This is a genomic window from Anaerophaga thermohalophila str. Valhall, from assembly GCF_000250735.1.
Lineage (GTDB): Bacteria > Bacteroidota > Bacteroidia > Bacteroidales > Marinilabiliaceae > Anaerophaga > Anaerophaga thermohalophila_A.
In genome coordinates, this window is record NZ_AHZV01000120.1 from 1 (window position 1) to 25819 (window position 25819).

The following is a 25819-nucleotide window of genomic DNA, read 5'->3' on the forward strand; positions in this document are numbered from 1 at the left end:
CAGTAGTGAAAGATTTTAATATATTCTTTTTGTGGCAATCCCTGCCATGCTCATTTCATCATATCAATCATTATTTTATTTTTATTATGTCCGTTTTCTCAGAAATCCCATTCTCATTAAAGGCTTCGATAGAGAAATAATATTCTGTGTCCCGGTCCAGATTACGCATAAAATGCTCATTTACATCATAAACAAGCCATGACTGGTACAGTTTGTCTGGCGCAATGCCCCAGCGGATGTTGTAGCCCTGGGCGCCTTCTACCGGCTCCCAGGAGAAGGAAGCATTTCTCCTGTCTTCCTGGCGGTTCACTTTAAAATTCTTCACTTGTGCAGGTTTTTCACCGTAACCTTTACCAAATACCCGAATCTCGGAGAGGCCGAGGTTTTTCCCCGGAACTTTTACATTGTTGTAGCGAACAAACTTTGCCCGAACCGGCTGATTGAGGACAATATAGGCATTGGGAGCATCCTTGTAACTGTCGCTCCGGTCGACCACCGTTTCCCAGTTCTCCCCGTCTTCCGACACTTCGATGGTAAAACGGTGCCGCAAACCATTTACACGTGTGTAGATACCTGTGTTATGGTCGTGAAAATTCACCTGAAACGCGTATATCTTCCCGGGCGAGAGCATTTCAATTTCCACCCATTGCTCATCATCATTGGCTTCGGCTACCCAAAAAGACTTTGGACTTTCATCGGTCAGAACTACCGAAATTATTTCACCTTCATCATTTGTTTTCAAAGGCATTTCCGTGATGTCATATTCCCCGTCAGTAGAGGTGCTTTTCCGGATCTGCTCTTTCGATGAAGAAACCGTGGTCTTTCCTTTGTAGGAAAGTAACATCCACCCGGTATGCTGACCGGCCCTGGTAGGATGATTGGGTGCATAACGCGGATAATCGCCATAATGGGTATTGGAATACATCAGGCCATCCTCGTCAAAATAGGTGGGAAACATACAAAGCCGGCGTTCCCAATGAGAATTGGACGCCAGTGCCATGGTGGCAAAATGCCAGTACTGCCCGTTGGTTTGTTGCATGGTCATGCCATGACCGGCACCGTTGGTAAATCCGCCAGGCTTGAAACTCATCGGGTTATTCTTCATATACTCAAACGGTCCGAGCGGAGAATCCCCAATGTAAACACCATCGCCGTAAACATTAAATTGTGTCCCCGGAGCCGCATATTGCAGATAGTATTTCCCGTTGTGTTTGGTCATAGATGCTCCTTCAATATATCCCTCCTTTAAAACAGGGTGAAAATTGTTTTCGCCAAACCGTTCCCAGCCATGTTCTTCTTCAACAAGGTTGATCAGGTCTTTTTTTACGCCGGTTTCAAGGAAGCGGTCATCCTTATCCAACATTTTCACCCTTATGGGATGCACATTGGAAGAGCCCCAGTACAGATAAGTCTTTCCGTCATCGTCGATAAATAGTTCCGAATCCTGAATATTATTAGTGATTGAAGCTGTAGGTTTCCATTTCCCGCTTTTTGGATCATCGGTATAGAGAATACTCCCGTAACCGGCCGGATCCCCGGCAAAATAGATTACCGAATCTTTATAGTTAAAAGCCGTCGGTGCATTTGAACCTTCAAAGAACCATTTTTCGGGTTCAATAAATTCCCAGTTCACCAGATCAGTGGAATGCCAGTAACCGAATGAACGGGTTACAAACATATAGTACTCATCACGAAATTCGACCACTGCCGGATCGGCGCCGGAGCGATAGGAGATATTCATTGCCGAATTGTAAACCATATAAGTATAGTCGATATCCAGCGGATTGCAGTACGTCTCCGGTATTATTTCCTGAGCCTTGCTAATTGAAGTGCTCAGGAGTAATACCGCCGATGTAAGTATGTATCCTGTTTTTTTCATAGTGTTTATTTTTGCACGGGGCGACAGGGGTTTTATGATATTTCGTCTTTCAGAGCCTTTAAATATCTTGGCAAACCCTGATATATTTGTTTTACTTTTCCCGGTTGACCTGTACTGATTTGACTTCAGCAGAATTGGTTCCTATGTAGATATTGATTACTCAACCAGGGAAAACTCCAGATGATTGGATTCATCGGCCGAACTGGCTCCGATCCAGGCTTCAAATTCACCGGGTTCAGCCACCCATTCCATATCGATATTGTACATTTTCAGCATCTCTTCATCGATGGTAAATTCAACGGCCTTTGTTTCTCCTTTCTTAAGATGTATCTTTTTAAATCCTTTCAACTCTTTTACGGGACGTACAACAGACCCCACTTTATCGTGAATATAGAGCTGCACCACTTCTTCACCGTCCATATTTCCGGTATTGGTTACATCAACCGAGACGGTCAGGTCTCCTCCGCGTTCCAGTTTTTTGGAACTGATCATCGCGTTGGTGTATTCGAAAGAGGTATAACTCAGCCCATAGCCAAAAGGATAAACCGGACTATTGGGGCTGTCAATATAAGAAGAGCGATAATCAGCAGGATTATTTTCGTCAAAAGGCCGTCCGGTGTTTTTAACATTATAGAAGATGGGAATCTGTCCAACGTTGCGTGGAAAAGTCATCACCAGTTTGGCAGACGGGTTGTAATCGCCCGAAAGCACGTCAGCGACAGCATGTCCGGCCATTGTTCCGGGATACCATGCTTCAACAATGGCATCCATGTTTTCTGCTTCCCACGATAAATCTAAAGGACGACCATTAAACAGTACCAGGATAATCGGTTTTCCGGTCTTTTTCAATTCTTTCAGAAGTTCACGCTGATTCCCTGGCAAAGTAATGTCGGTGCGGCTGGCTGCCTCACCCGACCAATGATACTTCTCGCCCATGGCCACCAGGATGACATCACTGTTTCGGGCAAGATTAATTGCCTCAGGGAAGCCACTTCTGTCGGGTACCGTGGTTGTAGAAACTTTTTGCGTGGTTCTGTCAATAACCGGTAAGGAGGTTCCCTGTGCATAAGAAAACTTAACCTGAGAATCCCGATATTTTTCCTGCAGGCCTTCCATCAGGGTAACAGACTTACTACGGTCACCTTTAATGGCCCATTCTCCGTTAAGACTTTCACGTTCCTTCACAAACGGTCCGATAAGAGCCACACGCTTTGGTTCATCCTTCTCCAGAGGCAACACATTGTTTTTATTCTCAAGAAGGACAATTGATCGCTGAGCCACTTCCCTGGCAGCCTTCAGGTATTCGGGATTCATTACCGTCTTCTTTTGGCGTTCTGCATCACAATATTTGAAGGGGTCATCAAACAAGCCCAGCAAAAATTTCATTTCCAGAATGCGGGAAACAGCAACGTCAATTTGTTTTTCAGAGACCTTGCCTTCCTCAACCAACTCTTTCAGACAGGTAACGAAACCTTCACTGATCATATCCATGTCGATACCTGCATCAATGGCCAACTCTGTAGCATGTTTAATATCCCTGGCAAATCCGTGGGCCACCATTTCCTGAATGGCAGTATAATCGGTAACCACCATTCCGCCAAACCCCCATTGGTCGCGCAATATTTCCTTAAAAAGATATTTATTTCCGGTACAGGGAACCCCGTTTAAATCATTAAAAGCGGTCATAAAGGAAGTTACCCCCTCATCAACAGCTGCTTTAAACGGAGGCAGATAAGTTTCATGAAGTGTCCGAACAGACATATCAACCGAATGATAGTCGCGACCTGCCTGGGCAGCACCATACCCGACAAAGTGCTTGCTGGTAGCCATCATGGTGTTGATTTTGGAAAAATCTTTATAGGTTTCTATCCCCTGAAATCCTTTTACACGGGCACGAGCCACCAGACTTCCAAGGTAAGGGTCTTCTCCGGCACCTTCCATCACGCGGCCCCAACGGGGATCGCGGGCTATGTCGATCATAGGCGCAAAATTCCAGGCAATACCGGATGCCGTTGCCTCTTCAGCAGCGATACGGGCGCTTTGTTCCATCAGTTCCAAATCCCATGAGCATGCTTCGGCCAACGGTATGGGGAAGGTGGTTTCCAGACCGTGAATGACATCGGCTGCAAAAAGCATGGGAATTTTCAACCTTGAATATTTTAGATTTTGTTCCTGAAGCATTCTTATATGATCGGCTCCAAAAGTGTTAAATGTGCTTCCGATCATTCCTTTTTTCAAATATTCTCCTGCTTTGGTTTCAGCTACCTCTCCCGTAACCGCAAAATTTCCGGAATACTGATTCATCTGCCCTATTTTCTCTTCCAGTGTCATCAGGTTTAGCACCGAATCCACCTTTCTCTCTATTACCGGATCACCGCTGTAGCTCTTCCATTGCGGGGCATTGCCGGTGGATTCAATATTTCCACACGATACAAGAGGCAAAACCAGGCCCAGTATAACTACTATTGATAATTTTATTTTTCTCATGATAATTTATTTTACAGATTCAAATTTCAGATAATCAAGCATCATTCTTTTTCCCGAGCTGTTTTTTATTTTCAATTGCTCTTTCCCTTCCTCCGGATTTGCCAGACAAAGTTTCTCCATCACAGGCATTTGATCTTTGGAAGACCTGAAATTCACTTCCTCTTTTTTAGTTTGTTTTTAATCCTTCTGCAGTTTTTCCCCAGTTGACCCTGTAATCGCGGGCAATGGTGTCCTGTGACGCCCATCCCGAATAATACATTCCGGGATCAATACCATGCGAAGAAGATGCGATACCCAGGAAATAGGTAATCAGGGTCTCGTTCCAGCCTATCAACCGGTGATCGATGTGCCAGGCATGCCTGGGCGACCAGTGCCAGTAAAGGTAAGGAAAGTAATGGGGCTCTTTCGCGAAAGTATTGATACTGCCCGTTGTAATGCCCAAAAGCAAAATGAGAATCTTATGTGTTTGCATGATTTTATTTCTTTTAGATGGTTAAAAACCCAGCTTATCAAGCCCTTTCTGAACATCCTCATCCTGCATAAAAAGCTCCCACAGCAGGCCTGTTCGGTAGTTTTCAATCATCACCGGAACGGGGCCCTGATCAATGGCCAGGTAGCGTCTGGGATACCATTCATACTCTTCACTGAAAGCATCGTAAAACCCGTAAGGCCCCCAAATTTTATCTCCCAAATCTTCATAAAAGTGACGAATGACCGGCATTACCTTATCCGGAGCGTAAGGCATGGAAGATAATGCAGCCGTTGGCGCAATGACGCCAAGATCGAAAGAAGGCCTGTGTCCGGCATAACTTGTTTGATCGGAATTCCCGGGCGATGGTTTTTCATTGGTTTGCCCTCTCACATAAGCTGCGGCTCCGGGGACAGTGTAGCTGGAAGTAAGCCCCCAACAATTCTCCCCGTAACCCTTATAGTTGTCTGGATTATTAACGCAATGCTGACGATTGATCAGCGTATGCGCCACGTTGTTGTCCCAGTAATTGGCGTAACGGTCGGAAAGGCCCCGGGGATCGAGCCCAAGCCATGAATAATGCGCCCAAAACAAAGGCCCCCCTTTTTGGGGATCAACATGATGCTTAAGCGTTAATGTATGACCAAATGTTGTATTCTTAACAACAATGTCGCCATTCATCGCCCAACCTTTGTGGTAAACATCCGGGTCGACAGGATGAGTAGGCGATGAAGCTGCCAGAATGTACATAATCATGCACTCGTTATAGCCTGTAACACCAAAATTCATTTTCCAGCCGTGGTTAGGCGACCAGTGCCAGTAAAGGATGTTTTCTCCCCCTTTAGTGTACCAGTTCCATTCCACTTCACGCCATAACCGGTCGATTTTTTCGGCCAGATGTTTTTCGGCCTCAGTACCATCTTTAAAATATTGTTTCACAGCCAGCAGCCCCTGCACCAGAAAAGCAGTTTCTACCAGGTCCCCTCCGTCATCATACTTAGAAAATGGCTTTACTTTTCCGGATTCCCCATTTAACCAGTGCGGCCAGGCACCATGAAAACGATCGGCCTTTTCAAGAAAACCAACTATTTTCTGAAACCTCTGAAAGGCTTCTTCTCTGGAGATAAAGCCCCGTTCCACACCTACCAGAATGGCCATCAGACCAAATCCGCTGCCACCGGTGGTGACAATATGCTTGTCGTTCTGGGGATAATGGCCGTCCACATGAAATCTTTCACGTGCCATACCCGAATTAGGCTCAGCCCCATCCCAGAAATATTGAAATGTGCGATATTGCACAAGATTCAACAGTGAATCATCCGATATTTCGTTGGCATTTGTTTTCGTAGTTTCTCCGGACTTTTTACTGCCGGAATTGCAAGCTGCCATAAAGAAAGCAATAAAAACAACGGTCAGCTTTAATATGTTAATTACTTTGTTCATCATTTTCCTTATTAGATGTTGTTCATTTAACCACTCCCACTCCCACCTCGCTTTTTTGGAGATTGGAGTCATATAAGAAGTTAGGATTTAGCCTTTTTCTCCTGTCCTTAATTACAATGCTCCGTTAAACTTTTACAATACATTGCAAATCAATTGTTTGTGATTAAAAATTTTTTATTAAAATGCAGTATATCACAAGATTATATAAATTATCTAATATCTGATAATCTAATAATCTAATATCTAATAATCTAACGATCTATTGTAATTAGTGTCTGTTCATAAAGTACATTTGCTGTGTTACGCTCGCCGCCAAAATACTCATTTACGAAAAGTAAACTGCTTTTTTGGCGGCTTCGCAAGCCTTGCAACCGGCACTTTCTGAACTGACACACATATTGTAAAAATCTTTGCGATTTTATAGACACGCACTAGTACTAGTTATTTTCAACCTTCCCCGGGCGTTTTCTTCTTTCCCCGGGAATTTTCTGTCATCCCCGGGCATTTTCTACCGTTCCCCGGGTATTTTCTTCTTTCCCCGGGCATTTTTTTTCTGCCCCGGGCATTTTCTACCTTCCCCGGGCATTTTTTACCCTTCCCGGGCATTTTTTCCTGCCCCGGGGCTCTTCAGATTCAGTTATTAATAACTAAATCCCAGTTTTGAGAGACCAGCCTGTACCTCAGGACAGGACATGAGCAAATTCCATATCAGACCGGTACGGTAGTTTTCTATCATCACAATAACAGGTCCCTGGTCGATGGCCAGATATGAGTCGGCCGTCCACTCTTCCGTTACGTTAAAAGCATCGTAAAAACCGTATTCACCCCACAGTCGGTCGCCCATCTGATAATAAAAAAAGCGTATGGCAGCCATCGATTCTTCCGGGGTATAAGGAATAGAAGAAATAGCGGCAGTGGGGGTAATCACCCCCGGATCATTGGTGGGTGAATGAGCTGAATATCCCTCATGATTGTCACTTGCAGTAAGTCCCCAGCATTCTTCACTATAACCGACATAATTATTCGGATTGGTAATACAATGTGCCCGGTTGATAAGAGTGTGATTACGGTTTTGTTCCCAATAACTGGCATATCGATCGGAAAGATTCCGAGGATCAATTCCCATAAAAGTATAATGTGCAAAAAATAAAGGTCCGCCATATTGCTGACCCAGGGGCAGAGGAATTCCATAATAGTCATTGCCATTAACAATTTCCCCGTCAAGTGCCCATCCCTGATGATACACATCGGCAGAAATGGAATGTGTAGAGGACGAAGCAGCCATGATAAAGGTTATTAAAGCTTCATTATACCCTTTGATCTGCATGTTCATCTCCCAGTCGTAGTCGGGCGACCAGTGCCAGTAAAGCACATTTTGTCCACCCCGGGTATACCAGTCCCATTCAATAGCATTCCATAAGGCATTAATCTTGTCTATCAGCACATTTTCGTCAGGATCAGAGGCATTCAAATATTGACGGGCAGTCAGTAACCCGGCTGCCATATATGATGTTTCCACAAGATCGCCGCCATTGTCTTTTGAACTAAAAGGTAAAGCCTCTCCGGTGCTTCCATTGAGCCAGTGAGACCATGCACCATGAAAGCGATCGGCGGTTTCAAGAAAATCAACAATGGTGTGTAACCGGTCAATTCCTTCATCGCGTGTGATAAATCCTCGTTCAATACCAACAATAATGGCCATGATACCAAATCCTGAACCGCCGGAAGTTACCGTTTCACCTGAAGTATTGCGTTCGCGGGCCAAACCGCTTACAGGATGTCCGAAATCCCAGAAATACTTAAACGTTTGCTGTTGAATCCTGGTCAACAGTTCTTCGTCGGTAATTTCAGGAAATTTGGGTGTAGAATCCAGTTGAGTGAAAAAGGTCATATCCAGTCCGTCAAAAGGACGACCGGTTCGTTGTTCAATATTTGAAGAAATTCTGATCCGGTATTTCTTGTAATCCTCCAGCGTCTGAACGGCTGATAATGAAATGGTCTTATCATCCGACTGACTCAAAGTATACGCCACCTGAATACCATTGGTGCTTAACGATGAATAGTCGCCAAAATCATCGGTTTCCACCGGAATATTAAAATGGAAATCAATTCGAGGATTTCGGCTGACATCCATAATGCGCTGCGTCGGATTAATTTCCTCATCGTCTATCAAAATGGATTCCAAAACCAAAGGATTTGTAAGGGTGGAGAAAACATAAATCTGTTCATCAAAAGTTTCGTTGCCCTCTCCCTCCAGTAACCCGGAAATAGTAAGCGTGTAGGTGCTGTTTTCAGCCAGCACGGGATGATCTATTTTGAAAAGTTTATTCTGATCAAAAGGGGAAAAAGTCAATTCTACCAGCTGACCGGCAGAATTTTCAAGTGTAATATTTTCCTCAACCGATTGGAGTTTAACCGGTTTGTCAAACCTGATCTGGACCGGTTCATCAACAGACACATCGTTGTTATCACCGGCTGTCGATAATTCCCTGTCTCCAATATAAACATAGGAAACAGAAAGCTTTTCTGTCTCTACCTCAGAATCAGAATCATCTTTGCATGAAACAGAAATCAGCAAAACAAACAATAACGGCAGAAAGAGTAATTCGCGCATCTAAATAGATTAAGTAGATATTAGATTATTAGATTATCAGATATTAGATAATTTATATAATCTGGTGATATACTGCATTTTAATAAAAACTTTTAATCACAAACAATTGATTTGCAATGTATTGTAAAAGTTTAACGGACTGTTATATATAAGGCAAAGAGAAAATTATGACCCGCCGGAAATAAACGGCGGGTCATAAAAACTTACATTAGTTGTGTGATCTACAAACCATCATTCATTAACAGAGTCACCTCCTCTGCAGAAATGGCTTTATCGAAAAAGTACAATTCATCCATCAGACTTTGGTCAGATAAATGACCCCAGCCGGTAAAACGTGGAGCACCCGACATGATGGACAAAAGATCACATCCCGTCCAGTCGATGCCGTCAAATGCACCCTGTTTCACCTCAACACCATTGATGTATACTCTGGCTTCAGTATTGTCGATGGCAAAAGCAAAGTGCACCCATTCACCTGTATTGGGCGCCACATCAGCGGCTTCACCTCCGTCAAACCAGCTATCGGAATCGCCGGTTCCCACATTCAGTTTAAATCTCTGCATATCTCCGGCAGCTTCACGGAAGAACCTGAATCCGCGTGTGCGATCGTTTTGAGCGTCCGGATTTGCAGCATCCTCAGGTCCCATCACCAGGATTCCTGCTCTGTCCGGAACACCATTGATATTCAACCAGAAACTTGCTCCAAACGCGTCAGCCTGCACATCGATATCATCGGCAGAAAAAGTAAGGTACGCATTTTCTGCACCTTTGTAAGCATCGCCTGAGACACCTGCGCCATATTCAAAAGAAGGATCGCCAACAACTGTGGCATCGGTTCCACTTATGACATCCTGGTAATCTCCGTTAAAGTCCATATAGAAAGTTGATTGCTCCTTCAGCATGATGGTTTGAATCTCCTCCTGAGTTAGCGCTTTATTGAAAATTCGAAGCTCATCCAAAAGACTGAGGTCTGAAAGATGATTCCATCCTGTCCAATTGGGTGCACCCGACATGATAGAGATCAAATCACAACCTGTCCAGTCAATACCATCAAAAGCGCCTTGCTTTACAACTTCACCATTGATATAAACAGCGGCTTCGGTTTCCGAAATGCTGAAGGCAAAATGCACCCATTCTCCGGTATTGGGTGTAACGTCAGCAGCCGCACCACCGTCGAACCAGGTATCGGAATCGCCGGTTCCCACATTCAGCTTAAATCGCTGCATATTCCCGGCAGCTTCACGGAAGAATCTGAACCCTTTTGTACGGTCGTTGTTGTTGCCGGCAGGCGGAGCCACCACCAGGATACCTGCACGATCGGCCGAATCGTCCACCTTCATCCACATACTGGCGCTAACCTCAGTGGAACCTTCCAAAATAGTGGTCGGGAAGGTAAGATAGGCGTCGGTGGCACCGGCATAAGCTGTTCCACCCTGAATGCCATCATCAAAGCCGGGATTTCCCTGAACCGTAGCCAGGTCCAGGCTGTTCATCTCCCTGAACTCGTTATTAAATGGCATATAGAAAATTTCGCCTTCATATTCGGGAACGTAAGGAGGTGCTTTTTTGAAAGTGACACTTACGGTCGAACTTCTCCCTTCAAGGTCGGTAGCTGTTACCGTAAACACGTGAGAACCGGTTGTAACTTCCTCAAAAGTATATTTTTTAAGAAAAACCCGGTAATCTTTAAATTCGGAAAAAGATGCAATTTCACTACCATCTACTTCAAGTGTCACAGAACCAATTTCAATATCATCCCTTACTTCAAAATCAAACTCGATTGAAGCAAGTTCAGCATTGGTCTGGAGCTCATAGCCATCGGGAGGGAAATTTACTGTTATCTGGGGATCGGACTCATCCGGGCCGGGCTCAACTTTTGAAATGTCATCAATGTATTTTTGATCACATGCATTGAAGACCAAAAGTGCCAATGCGAAAATGAATAATTTATTATATACTACTTTCATATCCTTAGGTTTTTATTGAATTCCTTCTTCCAATTGTGGTAACTCGGCTACCTGATCGGCCGGGAACGGGAGATAAGCTTTATCCATGGTAAAGGTCCTGCCGCCATAACTTAGCTCGGAAGTATTTTCTGTACGCACCATGTCATAAAATCTTATGCCCCATTCAGTGGCCAACTCAGCAAATTTCTCATCAAGTACATCTTGTGTGGTTACATCAGACAGGGGAGATAAATTGGCTCTGGAACGCACAAGGTTAACAGCTTCGGTAGCTGTCATTGAAATGTTGCCTGACGCACCCCTTGTCAATGCTTCGGCGTACATAAGAAGCATCTCGGCGTAACGAATGACAATCAGATTCTTGTTGCTTCCCTGTGCGGTTCTGCCAGGTGTCAATTCAGTGGAAGGTTGAATAAACTTAGCACTGCCAAAGTTCAGCCGGGCATTGTTGTTGAAAATGTCTCCTTCCCTGTTTGTGTTGCTTATCCATGCGGGAATGGTTCCATACTCATTTTGAAGCTCGGTTATACCATCCGGAGTGAAAGCAACACTTGTTTCCAGACGAACTGTTTCGCCCCGGTCGAGCATAAACGTGATGTACTTTAAAGTAGGTTCATAAAACCCCCAGCCACCTTCAGCTCCTGTAACAACCGGTGTCCAGCCTCCAATTCCATAGGGTGAAAACATAGGTATATTCTCAGGAAAATGATCACCTTCACCCTGATTAAAGTCAGAATACTGGAATTCAAGAATATTTTCATCATCCAGCTTACCGGCTTTTTTGAAAAGATGATAGTAGTCATCGGCAAGTTCATATTCACCGGAACTGATGATTTCGGAGGTGGCATCTGCCACTCCCTGATAATTCTCCAATTCCTGATAAGCCAAAGCCTGAACGGCATAAGCTGTATATTGGGTCATTCCCCCTTTTATATCCGTCCGCTTATTGGGATGAACAGCAGGAAGATCAGGTATTACAGCTGTCATTTCGTCCACAATGTATTGCATTACTTCGGCTTTATTACTAACCGGTGTACTCTGAATATTATCCAACTCATCAATCACAATGCATCCTCCGAATGATCTGGCAAGGTTAAGGTATAAAAATGCCCTGATAACCCGGCACTCTGCAATGTACTGATCGGCCAAATCATCATTCCCGGTTGCAGCACGGTATTTCTCAATTTCCTCCATGGCCGTAAACGCGGTAATAATGTCGTTGTAATGATTCTGCCATACAGCATTCAGATTCCAATGACTGGGAAAATATTTATATTCATCCTGCTCCTGCATGGGCACCTGATCACCGGCAGCATTCACATCATCGCCACGAATTCCCAAAGTGACAGGTTCTTCCCATCCGCGGGTATACAACGCCTGATAGGCTCCCAAAAGCGGTAATATCATATCCTCGCCTTTGGAATAATCCACATCACTGGTAAAAGATTCATTTTCGAAAGGCTCGTCCAGCTTTTCAGTACAACTGAAAAACGAAATTATGAGCCCGAAAACTATTACCGGTGTATAAAATCTGTATATTTTGTTTAATTTCATTTTAGTTGAGTTTAGAATTTAACATTTAAGCCAACAGTATAAACTGACGGAACCGGATAAAACTGACGATCAATACCGTTGGGAACTTCGGGGTTAAATCCGTTGTAGCTGAATACGGTTAATGGTCTTTCTGCGGTTACGAATACCCTGGCATTGGGAAACCCTTTTCCAAACAATTGCGTTCCGTTAAGGTTATATCCAAGCTGAACATTCTGAATTCTGAAGAAAGAGCCGTCTTCAACCAGGTAGTCACTGAAATTCTGGTTCCAGCCTCGTCGTAACCCCGATGCCGACGGATATTTATTGGATGTGCCTTCACCATTCCACAAACCGGTGGCCAGATCGGCATCAATATTGGTATCATCAGTCCAAATAATTTCACCTCTTTTTCGGTTCAGGATTTTATTCCCGCTTTGTCCCATAATGTTCATTGAGAAATCAAAATTTTTATAGGTGAGTCCTAATGAAGCACCATAAGTAAGATCGGGGAAGTATGATCCCAGGAACACCTTATCATCATCATTGATTACATCGTTTCCGTCCTGATCCACAAATTTAAAATCTCCGGGAACCAGTCCGTTCTCCACGGCAACCGGGTCGGCATCAATTTCGGCCTGGTTTTGATAGACCCCTGCGACCTCATACCCGTAAAAAGAAAGCAGTGGTTCACCTACCTGCGAACGCTGCCGAAACTCGGCTATACCACCATTCAGATAAGGTTGTCCGTATAAATCGCGCACCTCATTCTTCAATGTTGAAACATTTATTCCGACAGAATACTTCAAGTCGCGGGTAATATTATCATCCCAGTTTAATACTACTTCCAGACCGGAATTCCGTATTTCGCCGACATTTCTTAATATACTTCCCGATTGTAGTTTAAGATTGACAGGAATTGCAGCCTTTTTGGTATCTCTTATAAAATAATCTGATTCCAATCTTAAACGATTGTCCAGAAAATTGGCTGTGATACCAACATTGGTTTCTTCCACAACTTCCCATTCAAGATAACCGAATGTACTGGTGGTGATGGTACCATTTACCTGAGTATCATCAATGGCTAAAAAGACAGGATTGGTGGTATTTTCTCCGGCCGCCCGGGCAATTTTATCATTTCCTAACTGTCCCCAGCCGGCTCTGAATTTCAGAAAATCTACAAAATCAACATTATTGAAAAAGGACTCTTCGGAGACAACCCAGCCTAAACCAAAGGCAGGAAAAGTTCCCCATTTTTCCTGATATTTTGACGTTCCTTCCCGTCTAAGTGTAAAATAGCCCAGATACCTGTTGTCATAGTTATAAGAAATACGGCCAAAGTAAGACAGACCATAAATTCTCTCTGCCCCGTCATTCACCTGTTTCGAGGTTTCAGAACGAGACTGTCCGATATACCAGGCATTTTGTGGCTCAGGAATATCCTCAGCATATCCACTAAGATATTCATACCTTTCATCCCTGTAAGATTGCCCGAGCATGACGGTAAGATTGTGATTACCAAAACTGTCCGAATAGGTTAAAACATTATCCAGAAACTGGTCATAATCAATTATCCTGTCGGTGCTAATAGAAGATAAAAGCCTTTTGGCATCATCCGTTACAAAATAAGGCAAACCAACGTTTCTGTTCTTAATTGCCCCCAGAGAGACATTATAAGTGGTTTTGAAACGGAGTTTGTTCGGAATGAATGAAATTTCACTATAGATACCGCTATGAACCTTTTTGGAATCCTGGCGGTTATTACTGTAATCAAGTTGCAGAAAAGGATTTTGTGCCCCTCTGTACCCGAGCAAATGAGCACTTGAATAGGGACTTGCATCGGGGATTCCACTCTCTGTAAGAGCTTCATAATTCTCCATATCGTATTTTGGCAGAATAGGCACGGCATGATAGGCACTAAACCAGGCAGCATCGTTAGCTGAATATTTTAGCCCGCTACTCAAATTTAGATTTATGCCTGCTTTCAACCAATTATTCACTTCCTAATCAAGCTTTCCGCGGATATTCATCCGCTCATAAGAGTTCCTCGCTGTTTCCAACAATCCGTCTTGTTCGAAATAGCTAACACCTAAGGAGTAAGCCGTATTATCACTACCCCCGGAAATGGTAACCGAATGGTTTTGTTGTCTGGCAGCATCCTTCATAATTTCTGCATACCAGTCGGTATTCACGTCGGGCACATTCGGGTTCACGCGGCTTCTGCCGTAGCGCTGCATTGCATTTTGCACGAACTCAATATCGGCTTCATCTCCGGTTTGATTTACATAATCCACAAACTGCTCGGCATTGGCCATCTTCAGAACATTTTGCGGAACCTGAACACCAATGTACCCCTCATAAGTAATCCGTGGTTTTTCATTTAACGAACCCTTTTTGGTGGTTATCAGAACAACGCCATTGGCCGCTCTGACTCCATAAATCGCTGATGCTGAAGCATCTTTCAGTACCGACAATGTTTCTATATCCGATGGATTCAGAAAGTCAATGTTATCGAAGTACATCCCATCAACAACATACAGAGGCTGCGAGTCACTGCTACCGGGATAAGAGCCGATCCCGCGAATCCTAACTGTTGGTTCACTACCCGGAGCGCCGGCACTGACAATCTGAACGCCGGCTACTTTTCCCTGCAGAGATTGCATCGCCTGGCCGCTTGGCGTTTTTGTCAACTCTTCCGATTTAATAGTTGCAATAGAGGAAGTCAGGTCCTTGGCTTTAATCTCACCATAACCCACTACCACCACCTCTTCAAGGTCAACTACTGAAGATTCCATGGTAACATCAATGACATTTCGCCCATTGACCGGGACAGTGACGGTCTCCATGCCGACAAAACTGAACACAAGGTTAACATCTGGCGGTACTGTCATATTATAATTACCATCCATATCGGTAATGGTTCCCTGGGTAGTTCCTTCTACCACTACAGAAACACCCGGGATTCCCAGATTTTCCGAATCTGTCACTGTTCCGCGGACAGTAATCTCTTCCTGACCGAAGAGAAAGACAGATACCATTAGAAAATAAATAAATAACAGAGTTTTTCTCATGACTATAAAATTTTTGTTTTTGCTGAAGTAAAATTACAACCACAATACCCGGTCTAAAGAAAAATTAACTACACCAATAACTCTCATTGTTAAAAAATGTATTTTATCACTTCACTTTTAACTCATCTTTTATGGAATTAATTGGCATTATACATTAAATTTCAGTAATTTAATTTTTGATATTTTTGATATTTTTTTTGATAGAAAAAGCCGGTTTTCTTAACAAAAGTGAATCAAAACGGGAGAATTACCCTTTTAAATGGTATTTTGTCATTAAATTTGAGCAGTGAATTGAACATTTTTTTGCATTTTAACATCAGAAAGACTAAAAAAGCTTCAATTATAAAATATTTTTGCGTCCCTAATCAAAACAGACATCCCTTCCCATGAGACAGGTTAGCACCAAGACAGCATTTAGTGGCTGACCATAAGAAGCCATTTACTGTATCAGGCTTTCCCGTGCAAACGGCATAGTGTCGGTCTATACACAAAAGTTGTTTCTGGTCATGGGTCTGTTCAGAAAGTGCCAATTGCGAGGCTTGCGAAACCTCAAAACCGGAGTTTACTAATCGTAAATGAGGATTTTGGCGGCAAACATGACGAAGCAGGTGGTACTTTATGGACAACTCGACATAGGCTGTCAGGCCGATAGATCAGACAAATTATATACTGATGAAGCACCCGATTATGGAAATGATTTACTCAAAACAACTTAGAATAAAATATATTGTAACAATTGTGCTTTGTTCCTTTTTCTGTTTATATGGCGCCGGGGCCAACAATGGAGAAACAGGCACGAAGCTACAGTCACAGATAATCAATTTTAACAAACACGACTACAACGCGGCCAATAAAAACTGGTGTATTGGATTTGATTCTGAAGGGTATACCTATTTTGGAAACAGCATTGGATTAATCGAATTCGACGGGGTGTCATGGCATATAAATCCTTCACCCAACGGCTTTGCAATAAGATCGATTGCTGTCGATAAACACAACCGGATATTTACCGGCGGTTACAGGGAAATAGGGTACTGGAAAAGAAACAACAACGGAAAACTTGAATATACCTCATTAACTGATAAGGTGGAACAATTCTTTGCCAGAAATGAAGAATTCTGGCACATCTACACAATCGGAGAGACAGTCTGCTTTCAGTCATTTTCCGGTATATATGTTTTTTCCGGCAATCAGTTTGAGTTCATCAAAATAAATGGTTTCATTACAGTGTCTGCAGTAGTGAACAACGAACTGATCATTGCCTTGCAGGCCCAGGGGTTATACAAAATCAAGAATAATAAATATATACCCTTCCTGCAATCTGATTTTTTCAGGGATAAGAGCATAAATTTCTTCTCCGGATACCATTTAAAAGATCATTACCTGATTGGTACCGAAAGCCATGGGATGTTCCTGTATGATGCAGCTTCCGGAAAGTACGTTGAATGGGCTCCCGAACAAACCGAATTCTTCGTCCGCAACAACATCAATAACGGCATACGTAAGTCGGACGGGACAATAATCATCGGGACCATCCTCAACGGGATAAAAATTCTTTCGCCTGATGGTAGTGAAAAACAACATCTGACCACCAGAAGCGGGTTACAAAGCAATACTGTTCATTCACTTGCCTGCGACAGTTCTGAAAATATATGGGTAGCATCGGACAAAGGTCTCGATTTCATTTCTTTTTCCTCAACATCGTCGTATACCATGTTCAGACACGATTCCCCGGGAGCCCTCTATTCAGCTGCTATACATCAGGGTATTTTTTATGCCGGTACCAACCAAGGCTTGTTTTGTAAGAGATGGAACCAACCCAACGACCAATTCAAACTCGTGCAAGGCACTCAGAGACAGGTTTGGGATTGCGAAGTCATTGACGGAACTCTTTTTGTAGGGCACAATTCCGGAACCTTTATTGTTGATAACTGCCAGGCTGCCAAAATATCAGAGCGCTCGGGCGGATATTCCATAACAAGAATTCCCAACCGTCCGAATCATTTGCTTCAAAGTACCTATACCGATCTGGTTGTCTACGAAAAAAGCAGCGGTCAATGGCAATTTTCACATACTGTAAAAGGATTCAACGATTTGATAAGATTTGTTGAGTTTGATCACAGAAATAATCTTTGGGCCAGCCATCTTTATCATGGATTGTATAAAATACGCCTGAATGAGAGTCTGGACTCAACACTTTTGGTAAAGCATTACGGGAAAAACTCCGTTCTTTGGCGGCAGGGTAGCAGTATTAGGGCTTTTAAGGTGGAAGGACGCATTGTTTTCACTAATAATGATTCGCTTTATACTTATGATGATCTGAACGATGCCATTGTTTCCTATGAATTTCTGAACAGGAATCTGGGCGACTACTCATCCTCATTTTTCATAGCCGAAGCCCCCGATAACCGCTATTGGTTTATCAATGACAGAGGAATTGCGCAGTTCAGAATAAAACAAAACAGCATTGAAAAAATTAAAGAATTTCCAATCACTCTCTTTCAAAACGATCTCATCCCCAGAGAAGAAAATATTGTCCCGATAGATGCCCAAAGGGCTATCCTGTGCCTTGAAAACGGATATGCTCTTCTGGATGCTGAAGCTGAAGACAGTGGGGAGAGAATCACCCGGGAATCTCTCAAACTCAGAGAAATTGTATCCCATTCTCAGTCGGGAGACAGAAAAACTCTTTCGCCATACCGGGAAAAAATAAGTATCCCTTTTGCCCGCAACAACCTCTCGTTAAGATATTCTTTTCCCTTATATTCAGCAGAAATTATCAGGTATCAATATAAAATTGAAGGACTCACCAATGAATGGTCGGAACCATCAGAAAAACCCGCTTTTGTAATAAACCGAATCCCTACAGGAGAATACAATATTCAAGTACGGGCCACAAATAAATGGCAAAAATCATCAAAAGTACACACTTTGGTGCTCGAGGTGAAACCACCCTGGTATCAGTCCACACCGGCTATAATCATTTATGCTTTGTTGTTTCTCGGCCTTTTCTTCCTGGGGAAGTACATTACTGTAAAACGCGTAAAGCTTAACGAAAAACATAAACGTGAAGAAAAAGAAAGAGAACTCATCAGACTCAGAAATGAAAAGTTACAATCCGAGCTCTCTTTTAAAAGCCGCCAGCTGGCTAACTCCACGCTTGAAATGATCAAAAAAAATGAATTCCTGATGTCACTTAAAGACAAGCTAAAACGTCAGAAAGAGCAGTTAGGCCCACGCTTTCCCGACAAATATTATTCAGAACTGATTAAAAAGATCGATGGCAATATCTCGGGTGATGATGACTGGAAAGTATTTGAGCATAATTTTAACCTGGCACATGAGACTTTCCTGCAGTCGATAAAAAGCGAATATCCGGAGCTGACACCCAGCGATTTGCGACTATGCGCATTTTTGAGAATCAACCTGACATCAAAAGAGATAGCACCCCTTCTGGGCATTTCTGTCCGAGGTGTGGAAAACCACCGATACCGGCTCAGGAAAAAATTAGGATTACCACCCGATACCGATCTGACGGAGTTTATTCTCTCGTTTCAAAATGGTGAGAATTCAAACAACCCGGATTGAAGTATAATATCTTCCCAATGAGGTATGGATATCATCTTATACATGATTGAAACCGCCTGATTTAGAGCAGCAGTAATCAATAAAGCATCCTGTAATACAGAGTGATTCTATTGCTCCTCTTCTTCAACAGCACTTATTTTTCCACTATAACTGATGGCTGCTCTGTCGTTGCTAATAACACTTAAAGAGGTATCTCCATCATACCCGATTTCCATCATGATTTTAAAAATATCGCGGTCCTTAACTTCAAAAGAGTATTGGATTCGCATTTTCGCCGGGTTCTCTGAAATTTCGGTTTCGTTTGCTTTACCCGAGAAATTAATTCCGCCGTTCCCCCCATAGTCAACATTATACGCTCTGCCAAAATAAGGAAGTTCTGCGGTTGCAACTGAATCGGTTACTTTTAAATAGCCATAATTGGTTGTCAGGTCTATAGATGACCCGCTTTGCGGAAAAGCCCGGTCGGCTTCAAATATAAATTGTCCGCTTTTCACCAGGGCGAGTATCTCTTCATATTGTCTCTGACGCTTCTCCTTTTTTTCCTGCTCATCAGCATAAGCGAATACCGAAACATTCAACCCAAGCAAAAAGGTAAGCGATAAGATTATTATTAAAATTCGTCCCATAATTTAAACATTTTCGAACTTAACTCTCTTAAAATAAGAACGCCGTTTACCTGACTCGTTGAAAATGCTCCCCTTCAACAAAAAGACCGGCTTTAAGAATCTTTCTAAACGCTGATTTGTCCGGACTGATCAGATAATATTCAACCTCATCATCAGAGTTTCTAACCGTTTTAACTTTGGTTATCTCACGAAGTTGTTCCACTTTAATACTATCTTTATTACTGACATCTATGGTACACAGATCGAAACCGTCAGTGGCCGGCCGAATCAACAAAACATCCCACAATTCATCTTCATTTAAACTCAACACATAATTACCTTTGAATTTTTTCAACACCATGTTTCCTGAGGATAATGACCTTATCATGCATGTGGAATCGGAACTGCCAAAACCATATTCAAATCCACCGGAAGTTACTTGAAGCGTATCTCCACCTTCGTCTACATAAAACCCCTCAAAATCATCAGGAAAAGCCATTAGCTTTTCAACCCCCTCCGGCTGCGGCCGGTCAAACTTAACGGGTGTACAGGCTGCTAAAAAAGCAATACCGACAGTCAGAGAAAGAAAAATCCGTTTCATAATAAAGTTGCCTTGATTCAAAAAGCAAATTACTGCTTAATTTTTTTTAAATCAACATGAGGGTGGGTTAATATCCGGGAGCTTTTGTTCTTTTTCCTACTTTATGGACAGACACTACTCAGTGCGTGTCTATGAACACGCAAGATTTTTCACAATATGTGTGTCTGTTCAGAAAGTGCCAGTTGCAAGGCTTGCGAAGCCGCCAAAACCGGAGTTTACTTTTCGTAAATGAGGATTTTGGCGGCGAGCGTAACACAGCAAATGGCACTTTATGGACAGACACTACTTAACTTCTCCCTCCTTCTGTTCATCAATAAAAATATCCTCCTCATCCTGCCAAGGTACCAGCGGAGATTTGTAATAGTTAACATCCATGGTTTCGAAACGTTCTTTTTGTTTGCCGAGGCGAACTTTATAATCTTCCCAGAACCTGTTTTCTGTGGCCGTCCATCCAATTTCGGCGTAACCGGGAAGACGAGGGAAGGTCATATATTCAATATCATCTAGCGATTCAATGGTTTCTGTCCAGAGCGGAGCCTCAACACCAATGATATCAATTTTTTCAATGCCGTCAACCAAAGCAACCGGGTCCCAGTTGTAAGCATCATCCACTTCTGTCAGCCCGGCCCAGGTAAGCCCCAGCACAGTGGTAGAATCATACTTGATGTCCATATATGCATGGCTGGAAGGTGACATGATCACCCTGGCTCCTTTTTTCACACCCTGTAATGCGTTGTTTTCCCTGGCCCAGAACTGCACCACATCTTCACTGTTTACATCGGCATGCGCAATTTCATCCCAACCAATGACTTTCTTCCCGTATGAGTTGACAATTTCACGGGCGCGATTAACAAATCGAACGTAATCATCATGATCTGTTGAATGTGACTCATCTCCGCCGATATGAAACCAGGGGCCGGGTGTTAATTCCGAAATTTCACGAACAACATCATCTACAAACTCATAAACAATCTCTTTATCGGTGCACAGGGTACTGAATCCCACTTTTGTTCCGGTATACAATTCGCGCGCTTTCCCGTCACAATTCAGCTCGGGATATGAGGCAAGAGCAGCATTGGTGTGACCAGGCATATCAATTTCCGGAATAACAGTGATATGGTGATCTGCAGCATACTCAACAATCTCTTTATAGTCGTCCTTTGTATAATAACCACCTTCGCCGCCGCCAACTTCGGTGCTACCTCCATGCCTGGCAAGGTTGGGCCATGACTCAATTTCTATACGCCAGCCCTGATCATCGGAAAGATGAAGATGCAGAACATTAAATTTATAAAGCGCCAGATAATCAATGAACCGCTTCACTGTCTCAACACCAAAAAAGTGACGCGACACATCGAGCATTGCCCCCCGATGTTGGTACTCAGGCCAGTCGCGGATCCTACCGGTTGGTAAAAACCATTTTTCACGGGTGGTATCATCCTTAGATTCAATATCAGCGGGTAGCAATTGACGCACTGTTTGAATACCGTAAAAAACCCCATCCGGATGAGGTGAAGAAATTTTAACCTGCTTTTCGGAAATCACAAGTTCGTATCCCCCTTCTCCAAGTAATGAGTCTTTATCGGCTCCTGTAGTCAGATAAATACCATCTCCCGGATTTTGAGATGTTGCTTTGGTTTCAATAACAAAACCTGTTGACGGACGTAAAAGCCCGGCCAGATACCCGGCATTCTTTTTTAAGTCCTCATTGCCGGAATCATAAAAAATAACAGCATCTTTATCAAGAACAAATGTACCATGCGTTGCCACTACAGAGGCCGGCTTGGGAATGATGTGGTTATTGGCAAGGTTGGTTGGCGGATATTGTTCTTCACACGACATAGTATAAACAGCTAAAACACTCACAAACAAAAACTTGAGTGACGTTTTCATGATATTCATAATGAAAATTTAAGTGGTTTATAAAAATTTTACCGGAACTATTGTTTCTTTGCAATAAAAATAAAGGATTATGGTGGTTTTTCCCAATGTAAAAATAAATTTAGGATTATTTGTGACTAAGAAACGTCCCGACGGCTTTCATAATATTGAAACAATCTTCTTTCCCGTACCTGGTTTCAATGACGTTCTTGAGGTTATTAACAACACCGATGGCAGTGATGACCAATTCTCGGAATCGGGTTTAGAAACCATGACAAAAAAAGAAAGAAAATCTGGTTTTTAAAGCTTTGGATTTGCTGAGGAAAGACCACCATATTCCTCCGCTGAAAATTCATCTGCATAAAAACATCCCCTGCGGAGCAGGCCTGGGAGGAGGATCCAGCGATGCCGCCTTCATGCTGAAATTGCTTAATGAACAATATGCCCTTGATCTTTCTGAGAAAAAAACTGGAAAAAAAAGCTGCTGAATTAGGCGCCGATTGTGCCTTTTTCATACGCAACCAACCAACTCTGGCTCGTGGAACCGGAAACATCTTTTCACCGGTTAATATCTCACTCACAGGCTTATGGATTATGATTGTTGTACCTCCGATTCACCTTTCCACCCCTGAAGCATACCAAAACATTGTACCAAAACCTCCTGCTGAAAAACTTGAAGAGATTATTAAAACACCTGTTGAAAAATGGCCCGAATCTCTGAACAACGATTTTGAAGCCAATGCCTTTTCTCGGTATCCGAAACTTGCCGAAATAAAATCGAAGCTCTATAAAAACGAGGCTTTATATGCTGCCATGTCGGGAAGCGGTTCTGCTGTTTTCGGTATCTTCAATAATAAACCGGAGATCACCTGGGAGGAGGAGAACAGGGTGTGGTTTGGGGAGATAAATGATTTTGGAGTAAACTATAGTTAAAGATAAGAGAGTTTATTTATCATTTCATTTCTCAATAACCAAACCAAGAAAACCAGTATTTACAGCTGTATTTTTATATTTAATCAGGCTTTCGTTTAAGAGAAACATCTTGTGCAGTCTGATACAACTTTGTAGTGGAAGTTCATTGCCATTAACAAAATCGGTTTTGTTTATCGGGAGCGAAAGGGTGTCGTTACGAATCTTTGAAGTAACTTGAACCATCAAATAATCGCCTGTTTTATTAACTGTATCGTTGGAAATTATCAGGGCCGGCCTTTTCTTTGTACTGGACAAATCTGAAAATGGAAACCCGATAATTACAATATCACCTTTTTTGTACTTCATTTTTTAAAGAACTTCATCCCACCTGTCATCTTCATCTGAAAGCCAATCTTCGGCCAGACTTTTTTCCGATAGAAACATTGTCTCATAGGTGATATCTCGCTACCAGCGGCATTCGGCGGCCAACACCGAAGGCTTTGCCCGAAACTCTTAAAATGGGTGGAGTCTGGAAACGCTTATATTCATTAAAATTAACAAGTCGTACGGTTTTTCGCACCAGGGCTTCGGGAAAGCCCTCTTCGATAATGCTTTGTGGCGAGCGGTTCAGTTCGATGTAGCGAAACAAAACTTTGTCGAGCACATCATAGTCGGGTAAAGAGTCGGAATCTTTCTGATCAGGTCTTAGTTCTGCCGAAGGTGGTTTCACAATTGTATTTTCGGGAATCATCTCTCCCTCCCCGTTCAGAAACCGGGCCAACTTAAACACATCTGTTTTGTAAACATCGCCAAGTACACTCAGTCCACCATTCATATCGCCATAAAGCGTTCCGTATCCCACAGCGGCTTCACTCTTATTGGAAGTATTCAGAAGAATATGTCCGAACTTGTTCGAGTAGGCCATCAACAATAATCCGCGGATACGGGCCTGAATATTTTCTTCGGTCACATCGGGTTTTCTGTCACCAAACACGGTTTTCATTGCATCTTCTACACTTTGGTAGATGTCTTTGATGGCCACAGTATGCGTCTCGATACCGAGATTTTTTGCCAAGGTTTCCGCATCCGACACACTATGCCCTGAGCTGTACTGTGATGGCAACAGCAGTCCATGAACATTATCAGAACCAAGTGCCTTAACCGCCAACACTGCAGTCACTGCCGAATCGATGCCACCTGAAAGTCCAAGAACCGCCTTTTGAAGACCCGACTTTTGAAAATAATCCCGAATACCAAGAATCAAACCATTGTAAATCAACTCTATGGGATTGGTTTCGGAAAGCTGATCGGATGAAACATTGTCGACACGATCAATGTCGATATCCAGGAATGACTCCGAGAAAGTGGTAAGCTTATGAGTTATGTTCCCTTCACTGTTTACCATCATAGAGCCACCGTCGAATATCAGTTCCGTATTGGCACCCACCTGATTTACATAGGCAATGGGAATATGATAATCAGCTGCCTTTTTACATACAACTTGTTTCCGCACATTTTCCTGATGATACGAAAACGGAGAAGCCGCAATGTTGACCATAAAATCGGGCTTAAGGGCAGCCAGTTTTTGCATTGGCGAAAGCGTATAAAGATTGTTCCGGGCAAAATCGGCTTCCGATGGCTGGTCGTCCCACAAATCTTCACAAATGGTGATGGCGATGCGCCGGCCTTTGTAATTAACAATCTTAAACTCCTGATTGGCCTGGAAGTAGCGATATTCGTCAAAGACATCATAGTTGGGAAGCAGGGTTTTATGAATCACATCCTTTACCTTTCCATCAGCCAGAAACCAGGCCGAGTTATGTAATTGCTTACCCCGGACTTCGGGATTCAGACTTGGCCCTCCCACAACAGCAGCGATACCCAAACAATGGGAAGCTATCGTTTCAATAGTACTGATGGAGGCTTCCACAAATTCCTTGCGAGTCAACAAATCAAGAGGCGGGTATCCGCAAACAGCCAGTTCAGAGAAAACAACCAAATCGACGTCTCTCTCTTTGGCTTTGTCGATATGAGAAATAATTTTTTTGCTGTTCGACTCAAAGTTACCTATGTGATAGTTTAACTGAACAAGGGCCAGTTTCATAAAATATTGCTTTTAAAATTAGTACTTAAAATAAGGTCTAAACGCAGAGACGCATTGAAGCAAAGTCTTTTTTTAAAAAAATTTATTACTGTACCTCACTCAATAGAAGGTCAGATTATTAGATTTAAGATATAAGATGATCCGTATACCGTTGAAAATCTGTATTTTACTTAAGTAATCCTCCTAAATATAACCAATTAGGGCTTGCTGAATTATATTTAAATAATTTACATCGAATAGTCCCTTTTAAGGTGCAAGGTTTGTCATACAAATCTTTAAAAATGTTTGCACCTGTAAATGTTAATTGTCAACATATCGCAATTCAAAAGAATGTCGTAATAATGAACGACTTTATCTATTTAAAAGGCGCGGTGGCCTGTCCGCTTTCCGGGCCGGCGGATGGCGGGAAGCCAAAATGGGCGACGTTCATGGCCTTGCGCAATGGCCGGAAATTTTGGCTTTCGCGGGGAGCCAGGTTTAAGCGATCCAGACCTTTTTGGTTCTTTTTGGGGCAATGCCAAAAAGAACAATGGAAAATAAATTTGAAACAGGTTGCTGATTTTTCAGCAACCTCTAATTAAACATAAGGTGTTTACAAAAATTTAACAGGGTATTGTCAATAAAACCTTTTTATTTAAGGGGGTTTTAACCTGCTTTATTCATAAGTTTTC

The 25819-nt window shown here is 42.8% G+C and carries 19 protein-coding genes and 1 pseudogene; 5 read left to right on the forward strand and 15 right to left on the reverse strand.

Going from position 1 to position 25819, the window contains the following annotated elements:
- Nucleotides 1-70: 70 nt before the first annotated feature.
- The 10 genes and pseudogenes from OQ5_RS0106320 to OQ5_RS20440 all read right to left on the reverse strand — a co-directional run bounded on the left by OQ5_RS0106320 (nucleotide 71) and on the right by OQ5_RS20440 (nucleotide 15457).
- A complete protein-coding gene (locus OQ5_RS0106320; protein WP_016776672.1) occupies nucleotides 71-1879 on the reverse strand; it encodes a family 43 glycosylhydrolase in 1809 nt (602 codons plus the stop codon).
- Between the two features lie 156 nt (nucleotides 1880-2035).
- Nucleotides 2036-4366, reverse strand: a complete 2331-nt coding sequence (gene bglX, locus OQ5_RS0106330) for a beta-glucosidase BglX (RefSeq protein ID WP_016776674.1) — start codon at nucleotides 4364-4366, stop codon at nucleotides 2036-2038.
- A gap of 6 nt (nucleotides 4367-4372) precedes the next feature.
- Entirely contained in the window at nucleotides 4373-4522 is a 150-nt protein-coding gene (locus OQ5_RS23430) for a hypothetical protein (RefSeq protein WP_016776675.1), read from the reverse strand.
- A gap of 10 nt (nucleotides 4523-4532) precedes the next feature.
- Nucleotides 4533-4838: a glucoamylase family protein gene (locus OQ5_RS0106340; RefSeq protein ID WP_016776676.1), complete on the reverse strand. Its 306-nt coding sequence runs from the start codon at nucleotides 4836-4838 to the stop codon at nucleotides 4533-4535.
- 21 nt (nucleotides 4839-4859) lie between these two features.
- Nucleotides 4860-6350, reverse strand: a complete 1491-nt coding sequence (locus OQ5_RS0106345) for a glucoamylase family protein (protein WP_255297413.1) — start codon at nucleotides 6348-6350, stop codon at nucleotides 4860-4862.
- 375 nt (nucleotides 6351-6725) lie between these two features.
- Complete coding sequence (locus OQ5_RS23805; protein ID WP_016776678.1) at nucleotides 6726-6884, reverse strand: hypothetical protein; 159 nt, start codon at nucleotides 6882-6884, stop codon at nucleotides 6726-6728.
- 34 nt (nucleotides 6885-6918) lie between these two features.
- On the reverse strand, nucleotides 6919-8892 hold the full coding sequence (locus OQ5_RS0106355) for a glucoamylase family protein (protein WP_016776679.1): 1974 nt from the start codon (nucleotides 8890-8892) through the stop codon (nucleotides 6919-6921).
- A gap of 221 nt (nucleotides 8893-9113) precedes the next feature.
- Complete coding sequence (locus OQ5_RS0106360) at nucleotides 9114-10859, reverse strand: LamG domain-containing protein (protein ID WP_016776680.1); 1746 nt, start codon at nucleotides 10857-10859, stop codon at nucleotides 9114-9116.
- 12 nt (nucleotides 10860-10871) lie between these two features.
- Nucleotides 10872-12410 carry a RagB/SusD family nutrient uptake outer membrane protein gene (locus OQ5_RS0106365; protein WP_016776681.1) on the reverse strand — a complete coding sequence of 513 codons (1539 nt, stop codon included), beginning with the start codon at nucleotides 12408-12410 and terminating at the stop codon, nucleotides 10872-10874.
- 11 nt (nucleotides 12411-12421) lie between these two features.
- Nucleotides 12422-15457, reverse strand: a pseudogene (locus OQ5_RS20440) (SusC/RagA family TonB-linked outer membrane protein).
- 672 nt (nucleotides 15458-16129) lie between these two features.
- Between OQ5_RS20440 and OQ5_RS0106375 the strand changes: the two are divergent.
- The gene (locus OQ5_RS0106375) at nucleotides 16130-19045 is read left to right on the forward strand and encodes a triple tyrosine motif-containing protein (RefSeq protein WP_026055142.1); all 2916 of its coding nucleotides are present in this window, start codon (nucleotides 16130-16132) and stop codon (nucleotides 19043-19045) included.
- 107 nt (nucleotides 19046-19152) lie between these two features.
- Here OQ5_RS0106375 and OQ5_RS0106380 read toward each other — a convergent pair whose 3' ends face one another.
- The 3 genes from OQ5_RS0106380 to OQ5_RS0106390 all read right to left on the reverse strand — a co-directional run bounded on the left by OQ5_RS0106380 (nucleotide 19153) and on the right by OQ5_RS0106390 (nucleotide 22153).
- Nucleotides 19153-19671: a DUF4251 domain-containing protein gene (locus OQ5_RS0106380; protein ID WP_016776687.1), complete on the reverse strand. Its 519-nt coding sequence runs from the start codon at nucleotides 19669-19671 to the stop codon at nucleotides 19153-19155.
- Between the two features lie 46 nt (nucleotides 19672-19717).
- Nucleotides 19718-20251 carry a hypothetical protein gene (locus OQ5_RS0106385; RefSeq protein WP_100221893.1) on the reverse strand — a complete coding sequence of 178 codons (534 nt, stop codon included), beginning with the start codon at nucleotides 20249-20251 and terminating at the stop codon, nucleotides 19718-19720.
- A gap of 282 nt (nucleotides 20252-20533) precedes the next feature.
- Nucleotides 20534-22153 carry a beta-N-acetylhexosaminidase gene (locus tag OQ5_RS0106390; RefSeq protein WP_016776689.1) on the reverse strand — a complete coding sequence of 540 codons (1620 nt, stop codon included), beginning with the start codon at nucleotides 22151-22153 and terminating at the stop codon, nucleotides 20534-20536.
- 70 nt (nucleotides 22154-22223) lie between these two features.
- On the opposite strand from OQ5_RS0106390, the gene OQ5_RS24345 reads away from it, so the two are divergent.
- Genes OQ5_RS24345 through OQ5_RS24355 form a run of 3 tightly spaced genes read left to right on the forward strand, consistent with a single transcriptional unit; the run spans nucleotide 22224 to nucleotide 23065 of the window.
- Nucleotides 22224-22436, forward strand: coding sequence for a hypothetical protein (locus OQ5_RS24345; RefSeq protein WP_016776690.1), 213 nt, complete (start codon nucleotides 22224-22226; stop codon nucleotides 22434-22436).
- Between the two features lie 10 nt (nucleotides 22437-22446).
- Complete coding sequence (locus OQ5_RS24350; protein ID WP_255297414.1) at nucleotides 22447-22620, forward strand: GHMP family kinase ATP-binding protein; 174 nt, start codon at nucleotides 22447-22449, stop codon at nucleotides 22618-22620.
- The gene (locus tag OQ5_RS24355; RefSeq protein ID WP_016776694.1) at nucleotides 22574-23065 is read left to right on the forward strand and encodes a 4-(cytidine 5'-diphospho)-2-C-methyl-D-erythritol kinase; all 492 of its coding nucleotides are present in this window, start codon (nucleotides 22574-22576) and stop codon (nucleotides 23063-23065) included. The genes OQ5_RS24350 and OQ5_RS24355 overlap by 47 nt, the downstream gene beginning before the upstream one ends.
- A gap of 24 nt (nucleotides 23066-23089) precedes the next feature.
- Here the strand turns inward: OQ5_RS24355 and OQ5_RS0106400 are convergent, their stop codons facing one another.
- Nucleotides 23090-23410 carry a type II toxin-antitoxin system PemK/MazF family toxin gene (locus tag OQ5_RS0106400; RefSeq protein ID WP_016776695.1) on the reverse strand — a complete coding sequence of 107 codons (321 nt, stop codon included), beginning with the start codon at nucleotides 23408-23410 and terminating at the stop codon, nucleotides 23090-23092.
- An 82-nt stretch (nucleotides 23411-23492) separates the two neighbouring features.
- Nucleotides 23493-25148: an NAD+ synthase gene (locus tag OQ5_RS0106405; protein ID WP_016776696.1), complete on the reverse strand. Its 1656-nt coding sequence runs from the start codon at nucleotides 25146-25148 to the stop codon at nucleotides 23493-23495.
- A gap of 341 nt (nucleotides 25149-25489) precedes the next feature.
- Here OQ5_RS0106405 and OQ5_RS0106410 point away from each other — a divergent pair, with 341 nt between their 5' ends.
- Nucleotides 25490-25729, forward strand: coding sequence for a hypothetical protein (locus tag OQ5_RS0106410; RefSeq protein ID WP_026055143.1), 240 nt, complete (start codon nucleotides 25490-25492; stop codon nucleotides 25727-25729).
- The last annotated feature ends 90 nt before the right edge of the window (nucleotides 25730-25819 follow it).

What these genes read in the sequence shown, in the direction of transcription:
- OQ5_RS0106320 (WP_016776672.1), bottom strand. Translation starts at nt 1,879, where the DNA reads ATGAAAAAAACAGGATACATACTTACATCGGCGGTATTACTCCTGAGC.
- bglX (WP_016776674.1), bottom strand. Translation starts at nt 4,366, where the DNA reads ATGAGAAAAATAAAATTATCAATAGTAGTTATACTGGGCCTGGTTTTG.
- OQ5_RS0106340 (WP_016776676.1), bottom strand. Translation starts at nt 4,838, where the DNA reads ATGCAAACACATAAGATTCTCATTTTGCTTTTGGGCATTACAACGGGC.
- OQ5_RS0106345 (WP_255297413.1), bottom strand. Translation starts at nt 6,350, where the DNA reads ATGACTCCAATCTCCAAAAAAGCGAGGTGGGAGTGGGAGTGGTTAAAT.
- OQ5_RS23805 (WP_016776678.1), bottom strand. Translation starts at nt 6,884, where the DNA reads ATGCCCGGGAAGGGTAAAAAATGCCCGGGGAAGGTAGAAAATGCCCGG.
- OQ5_RS0106355 (WP_016776679.1), bottom strand. Translation starts at nt 8,892, where the DNA reads ATGCGCGAATTACTCTTTCTGCCGTTATTGTTTGTTTTGCTGATTTCT.
- OQ5_RS0106360 (WP_016776680.1), bottom strand. Translation starts at nt 10,859, where the DNA reads ATGAAAGTAGTATATAATAAATTATTCATTTTCGCATTGGCACTTTTG.
- OQ5_RS0106365 (WP_016776681.1), bottom strand. Translation starts at nt 12,410, where the DNA reads ATGAAATTAAACAAAATATACAGATTTTATACACCGGTAATAGTTTTC.
- OQ5_RS0106375 (WP_026055142.1), top strand. Translation starts at nt 16,130, where the DNA reads ATGAAGCACCCGATTATGGAAATGATTTACTCAAAACAACTTAGAATA.
- OQ5_RS0106380 (WP_016776687.1), bottom strand. Translation starts at nt 19,671, where the DNA reads ATGGGACGAATTTTAATAATAATCTTATCGCTTACCTTTTTGCTTGGG.
- OQ5_RS0106385 (WP_100221893.1), bottom strand. Translation starts at nt 20,251, where the DNA reads ATGAAACGGATTTTTCTTTCTCTGACTGTCGGTATTGCTTTTTTAGCA.
- OQ5_RS0106390 (WP_016776689.1), bottom strand. Translation starts at nt 22,153, where the DNA reads ATGAATATCATGAAAACGTCACTCAAGTTTTTGTTTGTGAGTGTTTTA.
- OQ5_RS24345 (WP_016776690.1), top strand. Translation starts at nt 22,224, where the DNA reads ATGGTGGTTTTTCCCAATGTAAAAATAAATTTAGGATTATTTGTGACT.
- OQ5_RS24355 (WP_016776694.1), top strand. Translation starts at nt 22,574, where the DNA reads ATGCCCTTGATCTTTCTGAGAAAAAAACTGGAAAAAAAAGCTGCTGAA.
- OQ5_RS0106400 (WP_016776695.1), bottom strand. Translation starts at nt 23,410, where the DNA reads ATGAAGTACAAAAAAGGTGATATTGTAATTATCGGGTTTCCATTTTCA.
- OQ5_RS0106405 (WP_016776696.1), bottom strand. Translation starts at nt 25,148, where the DNA reads ATGAAACTGGCCCTTGTTCAGTTAAACTATCACATAGGTAACTTTGAG.
- OQ5_RS0106410 (WP_026055143.1), top strand. Translation starts at nt 25,490, where the DNA reads ATGAACGACTTTATCTATTTAAAAGGCGCGGTGGCCTGTCCGCTTTCC.